The sequence below is a fragment of the Bacillus sp. JJ1521 genome, from assembly GCF_036965165.1.
GTDB lineage: Bacteria > Bacillota > Bacilli > Bacillales > Bacillaceae_L > Ferdinandcohnia.
On sequence record NZ_JBALOX010000128.1, the window covers coordinates 1 to 8752 of the forward strand.

Below are 8752 nucleotides of genomic sequence, written 5' to 3' on the forward strand. Positions count from 1 at the left end.
CATTAGATATTCATAATAAAGAATTTAATAAAGGTTTTCGCGGCTATGACGAGGATGAAGTAAATGAGTTTCTCGATCAAGTCATTAAAGATTATGAAATGGTCATTCGTGAGAAAAAAGAACTTGAATCAAAGCTTTCAGAGCTTAATGAAAAACTAGGTCATTTTACAAATATTGAAGAAACTTTAAATAAATCGATTTTAATTGCTCAAGAAACAGCAGAAGAAGTGAAACGAAACGCTTCTAAGGAAGCAAAACTCATAGTCAAAGAAGCAGAGAAAAATGCGGATCGTATTATAAATGAATCTTTAGCTAAATCTAGAAAGATATCAATTGAAATCGAAGAATTGAAGAAACAGTCTAAAGTATTCAGAAACCGGTTTAAAATGCTAATTGAAGCCCAGCTTGATCTGATTAGTAATGATGATTGGGATCATCTTATGGAATACAATGTAGAGCCAGTTTTTGCTGAATCAGAAGAAAACTAAATTCTACACTTGACTCTTTTGTTTAATAAGCATATAATTTTAAAACAACTATTCAAATAAAATAATATACAAGCAGCTATGATAGGGACAGTAATTCTTGTCAAACTTATAAAGATAACAGTAGCGAGTCAGGGTTGGTGGAAGCCTGATATAAGCGATGAGAATGAAGATCACCCTGGAGTTCGGTGCTGAACACATAAAAATGGTTAAGGGATTCCTTTTGATCATTTCTAAGTAAGCATTTCGCGAATCATTCACGTTACGAATGTCGAGTGGACGAATGAAGAATCTTTCGTCTATAAGGGTGGTACCGCGAGAGACCTTCTCGTCCCTTTTTGGGATGAGAAGGTCTTTTTTTGTTTTTTTGAGTAAGGACCCAGAAATTTCCATACTGTAACAAGCTGCAAATAAGTTGGAACTATATTAGGAGGAAATGGTAATGGATTACAAAGACACGTTATTAATGCCAAAAACAGATTTTCCAATGCGTGGAAATCTCCCAAACCGTGAACCACAGATGCAAGAACAATGGGAAAAAATGAATATTTACCAAAAGGTTCAAGAACGTACAAAAGGGCGTCCATTATTCGTCTTGCATGATGGACCTCCATATGCGAATGGTGACATTCATATGGGGCATGCCTTGAATAAAATCATTAAAGACATGATTGTTCGTTTTAAATCAATGAATGGTTATTGTGCACCATATGTACCAGGTTGGGATACGCACGGTTTGCCAATTGAAACGGCCCTCACAAAGAATAAGAAGGTCAATCGTAAGGCGATGAGCGTTGCAGAATTCCGTAAGCTGTGTGAGGAATATGCATACGAACAAATCAATAATCAAAGAGAACAATTTAAACGCCTTGGTGTCCGTGGTGACTGGGAAAACCCATATATCACATTAAAACCAGAGTATGAAGCACAGCAAATCAAAGTTTTTGGAGAAATGGCTAAAAAAGGCTACATCTACAAAGGACTGAAGCCTGTTTATTGGTCCCCTTCAAGTGAGTCAGCACTTGCTGAAGCTGAAATTGAATATCAAGACAAGCGTTCACCATCTATTTATGTGGCATTCCCTGTGAAAGACGGAAAAGGTGTTTTAGAAGGTGACGAAAAAATCATCATCTGGACAACAACTCCTTGGACAATTCCAGCTAACCTTGGAATTAGTGTCCATCCAGATCTTGAATACAGTGTGGTAAGTGTCGACAACAACAAATATGTAGTTGCTTCGGCCCTTCTAGAGGCTGTTGCTAAAGAAATCGGTTGGGAAGATGTTTCAGTAGTGAAAACTCTCAAAGGTCGTGAATTAGAGAATGTGGTTGCAACTCACCCAATCTATGGACGTGATTCTCTAGTCATGCTTGGTGAACATGTTACAACTGATGCAGGTACTGGATGTGTTCATACAGCACCAGGACACGGGGAAGACGACTTTATCGTAGGTCAAAAATACGGTATTGGTGTTGTTTGTCCTGTTGATGAAAAAGGATATATGACTTCAGAAGCAGAAGGTTTCGAAGGTCTATTCTATGATGAGGCAAATAAGCCGATTACAGAAAAATTAACTGAAGTTGGAGCATTATTAAAGCTTTCCTTCATCACTCACTCCTATCCACATGATTGGCGTACAAAGAAACCAACGATCTTTAGAGCAACAGCTCAATGGTTTGCATCAATCAAGGATTTTAGAAATGAGCTAATGGAAGCTGTTAAAGAAACAAAATGGGTTCCAGCGTGGGGTGAAACAAGATTATTTAATATGGTTCGTGACAGAGGAGACTGGTGTATTTCACGTCAACGAGCATGGGGTGTTCCAATTCCGGTATTTTACGGTGAGACTGGAGAGCCAATCATTACAGACGAAACGATTAACAATGTATCCGAACTATTTAGAGAATATGGTTCAAATGTTTGGTTTGAACGTGAAGCAAAAGAATTATTACCGGAAGGCTTCACTCATGCATCAAGTCCAAACGGTATCTTTACTAAAGAAACGGATATTATGGACGTTTGGTTTGACTCTGGCTCATCCCATCAAGCTGTTCTATTAGAAAGAGATGATTTACAACGTCCAGCAGACCTTTATTTAGAAGGCTCAGACCAATATCGTGGCTGGTTTAACTCTTCATTATCAACAGCTGTAGCAGTAACAGGAAAAGCTCCATATAAGGGAGTACTAAGCCATGGTTTTGCCCTTGATGGTGAAGGCCGTAAGATGAGTAAATCACTTGGTAATGTTGTGGTTCCTGAGAAGGTAATGAAACAGCTTGGAGCAGATATCTTGCGTCTTTGGGTCGCTTCTGTCGACTATCAATCAGATGTTCGTGTATCTGATGCAATCTTAAAGCAGGTTGCGGAGGTTTACCGTAAAATAAGAAATACTTTCCGTTTCTTACTAGGTAACTTAAGTGATTTCAACCCTGAAACTGATGCAGTTCCAGTTAATGAATTACGTGAAGTTGACCGCTATATCCTTGTAAAATTAAATAAATTAATTGATAAGGTTAAAACATCTTATGAAAATTATGAATTTGCAGGTGTTTATCATTCTGTTCATAATTTCTGTACAATTGAGTTAAGCTCTTTCTATCTTGACTTTGCGAAGGATATTTTATATATCGAAGCTGCGAATCAGCATGATCGTCGTTCAATTCAAACTGTTTTATATGAGGCATTATTAAGCTTAACTAAACTTGTTACACCAATTCTTCCACATACAGCAGACGAGGTATGGTCTCATATCGATTTCGTTAAGGAAGAAAGTGTTCAATTGGTTGATATGCCTAATTCAGTTGAAATTCCAAATGCAGATCAATTAGAAGCAAAATGGGATTCATTCATGGAGCTTCGCGATGATGTTCTCAAAGCCCTAGAAACAGCTAGAAACGAGAAAGTCATTGGTAAATCATTGGCTGCTAAGATTACTTTATATCCAAACAGTGAAACAAAAGCTCTATTAGATTCTGTTGAGGAAAACTTGAAGCAATTGTTCATTGTGTCAGGCTTTGAAATTGGTGGCTCTTATGAGGATGCATCAGAAAATGCACAGGTTTTTGAGCAAGTAAAAATTGTAGTAGGTGTTGCCGAAGGTGAAACATGTGATCGTTGTTGGGTCGTTACACCAACAGTCGGTGAAGACAAAGATCACCCAACACTTTGCTTACGTTGTGCATCTGTTGTAAAAGAAAATTACTAATAAGGAAAAATGTCATGAATCTAAGGTTCATGGCATTTTTTTGCATTTTAAATGTATTTTGAAATATTACGTTAATACAACTGTAAACTAACAATTAGCTCGCCAACCGTCAATTCTTTTTAAGAAAAACGTATTATGTAATTAGAAACAGAAAAAAGGATCATTTTAATCCTACAGGAAAAAGTTGTTGGCTTTAACACAAACCTTTCTCGGCAACACTATCCTTACTAACCTTTAAAGATGTTCTTATGCATTTAATCCAAAGCATGATAAGGAGGCGTTCCAATGAACGGTCAGTATGCAGAGATTAAAGCGGAGTTAGAATTAACGAAGAAGGAACTATTATCAAGGTTGATGCAGTCAACAAATTTTGAAGTAAGTCAAGAATTTCTTTTTCAGAATCAGCAGTCTGAAAAAGAAAAAATTGTAATCAATCATATAAAAGAAGACCTAAATGATGTCGACAGAGCATTAAATAAATTGAATTCCGGTTTGTTTGGAATCTGTGAAGAAACAGGTGCTGAAATTCCAATCGAGAAACTAAGGATCCTTCCGACAGCACGTACCATATTTGAATTTTCCTTCACCGATTTATATGACAGAAGCAACTGTCTACCCCATCAACGTGAAAACCATCTATATTTAGTAGGGCAGGAGTAAAAGTTCCTTTTACTTCTGCTTGCTTCATCCTCAAATACATTGTACACTCGTCCAATCATATGCTAAAATGCTAAAAGGTAAAGTTTGTTAAGATGGGGGCGTTTACGTGTATTATTATTTAATTGCTTTGTTCGTAATTGTATTAGATCAGGTAACAAAATGGGTGATTGTACGTTATATGGAGCTTGGAGATTCAATTGAAATCATTCCTAATTTTTTGTACATAACCTCGCATCGTAACCGTGGTGCAGCATGGGGGATTTTACAGGGGCAAATGTGGTTTTTCTATATTATCACCATTATCGTTGTGGTTATGCTCATTCTTTACATTAAACGTCTCAAACCAAACCAACGACTTTTTGGCATTGCGCTTTCATTTATGCTGGGTGGTGCAATTGGTAATTTTATCGACCGTATCTTTCGTAAAGAAGTTGTCGACTTTATAGATACATACATTTTTACATATAATTTCCCAATTTTTAATATAGCTGATTCCGCACTAGTCATTGGTGTTGGTTTAATCTTGATATTAACACTTTTTGAAGGGAAATTAGAAAAGGAGAAAACAGATGAATCAATTCGAACTAACGATTGAAGAACAGCAGCAAAATGACCGAATTGATAAAATTATTTCTGCCTTTAATTCAGAATGGTCAAGAACTCAAGTCCAATCCTGGATTAAAGACGGAAATGTTACGGTTAATGGGAATAAAATCAAACCAAATTATAAAGGAAATCTTGGAGACAAAATTCAAATTGACATTCCGGAGCCAGAGCTACTTGATGTTGTTCCAGAAGATATGAATTTGGATATTTATTATGAGGATGCGGACGTTCTTGTAGTCAATAAGCCGAAGGGAATGGTCGTGCATCCTGCCCCAGGTCATGTCAGTGGGACGCTTGTAAATGGTCTCATGGCACATTGTAAGGATTTATCTGGAATCAATGGAGTTCTTCGTCCAGGAATAGTCCATCGGATTGATAAAGATACTTCTGGTCTATTAATGGTTGCAAAAAATGATGTTGCCCATGAGTCTTTAGTGAATCAATTAGTTGAAAAGACAGTTACACGTAAATATAAAGCAATTGTCCATGGGGTCATCCCTCATGATCAAGGTACGATCGATGCACCAATTGGTCGAGATAAAAAGGATCGTCAAAGCATGACAGTTACGGATGAGAACAGTAAAGTTGCGGTAACTCATTTTAATGTTTTGGAACGATTTAAAGATTTTACATTTATTGAATGCCAGCTTGAAACAGGACGGACCCATCAAATTCGTGTTCATATGAAATATATCGGATATCCGCTAGCCGGTGATCCAAAGTATGGTCCAAAGAAAACATTGGATTTGGGTGGACAAGCTTTACATGCTGGGGTGTTAGGTTTTGTGCATCCTAGAACGAATGAGTATCTTGAATTCGAAGCTCCACTTCCTGCTTATTATGAAGAGCTTCTCGAAAAACTACGACATTAGGATTTAGTTTTAAAAAAAGAATTGACAAAATTCGATAAGAGCCGTAAAATGAACTTAATTAAATGAGCCCCTTTAAAATCAGTCCCGTGAGGCTGAGAAGGAAACGGAATATACATTGGGATATCTATATCCTCTTGTGTTAAATCTCTATGTCCTCTCACTAACGGTGAGAGGACTTTTTCGTTTTAAGGGAGTTATCAATGTGAAGTGAGGTGTAGCAAATGGCTGAAACTGAAAAAGCTGTAGTACTAGACAATCAGGCAATTAGACGAGCATTAACAAGAGTAGCTCATGAAATCATTGAAAAAAACAAAGGTATCGAAGACAGTGTAATCGTTGGAATTAAAACAAGAGGAATTTACCTTGCAAATCGGATCGCAAGTCGAATCGAACAAATTGAAGGTAAAAAGATTGCAATCGGTGAACTAGATATCACTTTATATCGAGATGATTTAACAACAAAAACAGCAGACCGGGAACCAATCGTAAAAGGATCCGATATACCGGTTGATATCACAAATAAAAAAGTCATTTTAGTAGATGACGTATTATACACTGGAAGAACAGTTCGAGCTGCATTAGATGCGATAATTGATATCGGACGTCCAGCACAGATACAACTAGCAGTTTTAATTGACAGGGGTCATCGTGAGTTCCCAATTCGAGCAGATTATGTTGGGAAAAACATTCCAACGGCAAGCTCTGAACAAATTGTCGTAGAACTAGAAGAAATTGACAAAGTAGATCAAGTAACAATCCATAAAAAATAAATAAGTACCCTTTAAATGTAGTCCAGAGAGGCTAACAAAGGGGTAACATTCCTTCTCAACTCGACAGGGATTTGTGTACCTCTTTGTGTAAAAACACAAAGATTTTTTTGTTTGGGTATGTTAAGACTGAGGAGGAAAAAAGGTAATGAATGATAACCAAAAGGTTGTTTTAGGCATAAAAGAAAAACCATCAGCGGGTCTCTTCGCAATACTAAGCCTGCAGCATTTATTTGCAATGTTTGGTGCAACGATCCTTGTACCGTATCTAGTAGGAATTAGCCCTGGGGTGGCTCTCATCTCCAGTGGATTAGGAACACTTGCATTTTTACTTATTACAAAGGGTCAGGTTCCTGCATATTTAGGATCATCCTTTGCTTTCATCATCCCACTTCAAACGGCAATCGCAGCTGACGGCCCCGGTGCTGCAATGATGGCAAGTTTGCTTGCAGGTTTAGTATACGGGATTGTAGCGTTATTAATTAAAGCAACAGGACATAAATGGCTAGTTAAAATTTTACCACCTGTCGTAGTTGGACCAGTCATCATCGTAATCGGTCTAAGTCTTGCGGGTACAGCGGTAGGAATGGCAATGAATGATCCGAGTGGTTCATATAGCCTGCAGCATTTTTCAGTGGCATTAGTAACATTAGCTATCGTGATTATCGCAACCATTTTCTTTAAAGGTTTCTTAAATCTAATCCCAGTTTTAATCGGGATTATTGGTGGATACTTATATTCATTAGCCATGGGACTGGTTGATTTTACGCCCGTAAAAGAAGCAAAATTTATAGAAATGCCAGATTTTATTATCCCTTTTGTTTCTTACACACCGCATTTTTCAATGGATATGATTGCTTTAATCGTCCCAGTAGCGGTTGTAACCTTATCGGAGCATATCGGTCATCAAATGGTGTTAAGTAAAGTTGTTCAAAAAGACTTGATTAAACAGCCAGGTTTACATCGTTCTATTATGGGGGACGGGGTTGCAACGATGATTGCAGCATTGCTTGGTGGTCCACCAAATACAACTTATGGAGAAAACATCGGCGTTCTTGCGATCACTCGTGTATTCAGTGTATATGTAATCGGTGGTGCAGCCGTTGTCGCAATTTTCTTCGGCTTTAGTGGAACGATCAATGCTTTAATAAGCTCCATACCTACTCCTGTTATGGGTGGGATTTCAATCCTCCTATTCGGAATAATTGCTTCATCCGGTTTACGGATGTTAGTGGATAGCAAGGTTGATCTTGGAGAAAACAGAAACTTAGTGATTTCATCTGTCATCCTAGTAGTTGGAATTGGTGGAGCCTTCATCAAAGTGTTAGGTTTTGAAATTCACGGTATGGCATTGGCTGCAATCATTGGTGTTTTACTAAACATCATTCTTCCTGGTGGAGAAGTGAGTGAAGAAGAAGATATATATGAGACTCATCTTGAGGATGATAACTCTGTTGCATAATGTTTCGCCTTTTAAAGTAACCCAGAGAGGTTATTAAGGGTGTTGGTTTTGCGAAGAGGGGATAGTTTCCTGTACCCTTTTTTTCAAAAAAACCATGATTTTACACCCTTACCAAAGTAGGTAAGGGTGTTTTTTGATAGAAATGGAATTGATGTCTAGCTCCAGGCGCCATCGGCTCTCTGGTCTAAGCCAATCGCTTCGGAATGTAAAGAGCACACCTTCTGTCAGCGCTTGTCTTATGCTTGTTGCCGATAAGCGGGCGCCCTGCGCTTTTCTAATTAGGAGGAGAGAAAATGAATCATTTACTTACGATGACCGAATTAAGTATTGAAGACATTGACCGCATTCTTTTTGATGCAGAGCTTTTTGCCGGGGGGAGTAAGTGGAAGCTTGAAAAACAAACATTTGTAGCAAATCTTTTCTTTGAACCAAGTACGCGGACTCGCTTTAGCTTTGAGGTAGCTGAAAAAAGATTAGGTGCTGACATCTTGAACCTAGAAGCAATGACTTCAAGTGTTCAAAAAGGAGAAACTCTTTATGACACCGTAAAGACACTACAATCAATCGGAGCAAATGCGGTCGTGATTCGGCATCCAAAAGATGAATATTTTAATGAGCTACTCTGTGGTATCAATATTCCAATAATAAATGCAGGTGATGGATGTGGTCATCATCCTACACAATCTCTCCTCGAT

7 protein-coding genes, 1 pseudogene and 1 other annotated feature are annotated in these 8752 nt (G+C 37.9%); all 8 genes and pseudogenes read left to right on the plus strand.

The features are described from left to right. Window positions 1–8 precede the first annotated feature (8 nt). Entirely contained in the window at window positions 9–488 is a 480-nt protein-coding gene (locus tag V7147_RS17010) for a DivIVA domain-containing protein (protein ID WP_335369030.1), read from the plus strand. A gap of 69 nt (window positions 489–557) precedes the next feature. Then, window positions 558–824 (plus strand) — a binding site (T-box leader). A gap of 103 nt (window positions 825–927) precedes the next feature. Next, a complete protein-coding gene (gene ileS / locus V7147_RS17015) occupies window positions 928–3690 on the plus strand; it encodes an isoleucine--tRNA ligase (protein ID WP_335369024.1) in 2763 nt (920 codons plus the stop codon). A gap of 285 nt (window positions 3691–3975) precedes the next feature. Then, window positions 3976–4350, plus strand: coding sequence for a TraR/DksA family transcriptional regulator (locus V7147_RS17020; RefSeq protein WP_335369025.1), 375 nt, complete (start codon window positions 3976–3978; stop codon window positions 4348–4350). 106 nt (window positions 4351–4456) lie between these two features. Beyond that, window positions 4457–4945, plus strand: a complete 489-nt coding sequence (lspA, locus tag V7147_RS17025) for a signal peptidase II (protein WP_335369026.1) — start codon at window positions 4457–4459, stop codon at window positions 4943–4945. Next, the gene (locus V7147_RS17030; protein WP_335369027.1) at window positions 4920–5828 is read left to right on the plus strand and encodes an RluA family pseudouridine synthase; all 909 of its coding nucleotides are present in this window, start codon (window positions 4920–4922) and stop codon (window positions 5826–5828) included. Before lspA ends, V7147_RS17030 begins: the two co-directional genes overlap by 26 nt. A 221-nt stretch (window positions 5829–6049) precedes the next feature. Then, entirely contained in the window at window positions 6050–6598 is a 549-nt protein-coding gene (pyrR, locus tag V7147_RS17035) for a bifunctional pyr operon transcriptional regulator/uracil phosphoribosyltransferase PyrR (RefSeq protein ID WP_335369028.1), read from the plus strand. A gap of 145 nt (window positions 6599–6743) precedes the next feature. Continuing rightward, complete coding sequence (locus V7147_RS17040) at window positions 6744–8057, plus strand: solute carrier family 23 protein (protein ID WP_335369029.1); 1314 nt, start codon at window positions 6744–6746, stop codon at window positions 8055–8057. Between the two features lie 293 nt (window positions 8058–8350). After that, a pseudogene (locus V7147_RS17045) lies at window positions 8351–8752 on the plus strand (aspartate carbamoyltransferase); the annotation flags it as partial.

Excerpts from the sequence above, each read along its gene's own strand:
- ileS (WP_335369024.1), top strand. The coding sequence starts at position 928 with ATGGATTACAAAGACACGTTATTAATGCCAAAAACAGATTTTCCAATG.
- V7147_RS17020 (WP_335369025.1), top strand. The coding sequence starts at position 3,976 with ATGAACGGTCAGTATGCAGAGATTAAAGCGGAGTTAGAATTAACGAAG.
- V7147_RS17030 (WP_335369027.1), top strand. The coding sequence starts at position 4,920 with ATGAATCAATTCGAACTAACGATTGAAGAACAGCAGCAAAATGACCGA.
- pyrR (WP_335369028.1), top strand. The coding sequence starts at position 6,050 with ATGGCTGAAACTGAAAAAGCTGTAGTACTAGACAATCAGGCAATTAGA.
- V7147_RS17040 (WP_335369029.1), top strand. The coding sequence starts at position 6,744 with ATGAATGATAACCAAAAGGTTGTTTTAGGCATAAAAGAAAAACCATCA.